Origin of the sequence: Streptococcus suis, assembly GCF_046032115.1 — a bacterium.
Classification (GTDB): domain Bacteria; phylum Bacillota; class Bacilli; order Lactobacillales; family Streptococcaceae; genus Streptococcus; species Streptococcus suis_AJ.
Genome location: NZ_JARQOZ010000076.1, coordinates 1 through 1,511 on the forward strand (window position 1 = coordinate 1; position 1,511 = coordinate 1,511).

The window sequence follows — 1,511 nt, forward strand, 5'->3', positions numbered from 1 at the left end:
TCCAGTTTTGTTTTTTATAACAGTGTACAGGAGGAGGGAGTGATTAGATAGATACCTTGTTATTGGGCGGTTACTTTCAATCCACCAGACCATTACTTGCTTTCTCATTTTCAAGCTCGTTAAAAAGCAGTCCATACTGTTATTGCGCTTTTCGCATTTCTAGAGCGCAAGAAAAAATGGTCCACTGGACCATTGCACTTTTCATATTTCTGTAGTGCAAGCTAAAAAGACCCGTCAGGGTCTTTTTACTAATCTTCGTTTACGAATGGTAGCAATGCCATTACGCGAGCACGTTTGATAGCTGTTGTTACTTTACGTTGGTTTTTAGCTGAAGTTCCAGTTACACGGCGTGGAAGGATTTTTCCACGTTCAGAAATGAAACGGCTAAGAAGCTCAGTATCTTTGTAATCAACATATTCAATTTTGTTAGCTGCGATATAGTCAACTTTTTTACGGCGTTTGAAACCGCCACGACGTTGTTGAGCCATGTGTGTTCTCCTTTATATTATTATTTTCAGACCTAGAATGGTAGGTCATCGTCTGATATATCCATTGGATTGCTTGCTCCAAATGGACTTTCTTCTCGAGCGAAGTTTGGTGTAGATTGTGCAGGCGCTTGATAAGGCGAGTTATAGTCATTTCCTCCAGCAAACGAGTTGCCAGCTGAATAGCCTCCACCTTGACCTTCACGGGCAGTACGGCTTTCCAAGAGTTGGAAACTTTCTGCAACTACCTCAGTAACGTAGACACGTTGCCCTTGCTGATTGTCATAGCTACGTGTCTGGATACGACCTGTAACACCAATCAGAGCACCTTTCTTAGCCCAATTCGCCAAATTCTCAGCTTGTTGACGCCAAATGACTACGTTGATAAAGTCCGCTTCACGCTCACCGTTTTGATTTTTAAAATTGCGGTTAACCGCTAAAGTAAAAGTCGCAACAGCTTGATTAGACGGAGTATAACGAAGTTCTGCATCACGGGTCATACGACCAACCAATACTACATTATTAATCATACAACACCTTCTTACGCGTCAAGTTTGACAATCATGTGACGAAGAATGTCGCCGTTGATTTTTGACAAACGGTCAAACTCTTTAAGAGCTTCATCGTTGTTAGCTTCAACGTTAACGATGTGGTACAAACCTTCGCGGAAATCTTTGATTTCGTATGCAAGGCGACGTTTTTCCCATGCTTTTGATTCAACGATAGTTGCACCGTTGTCAGTCAAGATAGAGTCAAAGCGTGCTACCAAAGCGTTTTTAGCTTCTTCTTCAATGTTTGGACGAATAATATAAAGAATTTCGTATTTAGCCATTGATATGTTCCTCCTTTTGGTCTAATGACTCATGGTCTAGCCACGAGTAAGTGAGGGATACTCACAGAAAATAATTATACCATAATATAGAAAATGTGCAAGTGAAAAGAGCTTACTAAATCATTCCCGTAGTTCGTATTTTATCCAATTTGTTATCATCCAAAAGAAGATTCTAACGACTTTCCTTATCTCAC

The 1,511-nt window shown here is 40.6% G+C and carries 3 protein-coding genes; all 3 read right to left on the bottom strand.

Annotated elements, in window-relative coordinates:
* Positions 1 to 248 precede the first annotated feature (248 nt).
* The 3 genes from rpsR to rpsF are packed head-to-tail and all read right to left on the bottom strand — an operon-like array spanning position 249 to position 1,317.
* Complete coding sequence (gene rpsR, locus P7J36_RS11530) at positions 249 to 488, bottom strand: 30S ribosomal protein S18 (protein ID WP_002939250.1); 240 nt, start codon at positions 486 to 488, stop codon at positions 249 to 251.
* Positions 489 to 520: 32 nt separating this feature from the next.
* Entirely contained in the window at positions 521 to 1,015 is a 495-nt protein-coding gene (locus tag P7J36_RS11535; protein ID WP_002942409.1) for a single-stranded DNA-binding protein, read from the bottom strand.
* A gap of 11 nt (positions 1,016 to 1,026) precedes the next feature.
* Entirely contained in the window at positions 1,027 to 1,317 is a 291-nt protein-coding gene (rpsF, locus tag P7J36_RS11540; protein ID WP_002942403.1) for a 30S ribosomal protein S6, read from the bottom strand.
* Positions 1,318 to 1,511: the final 194 nt, after the last annotated feature.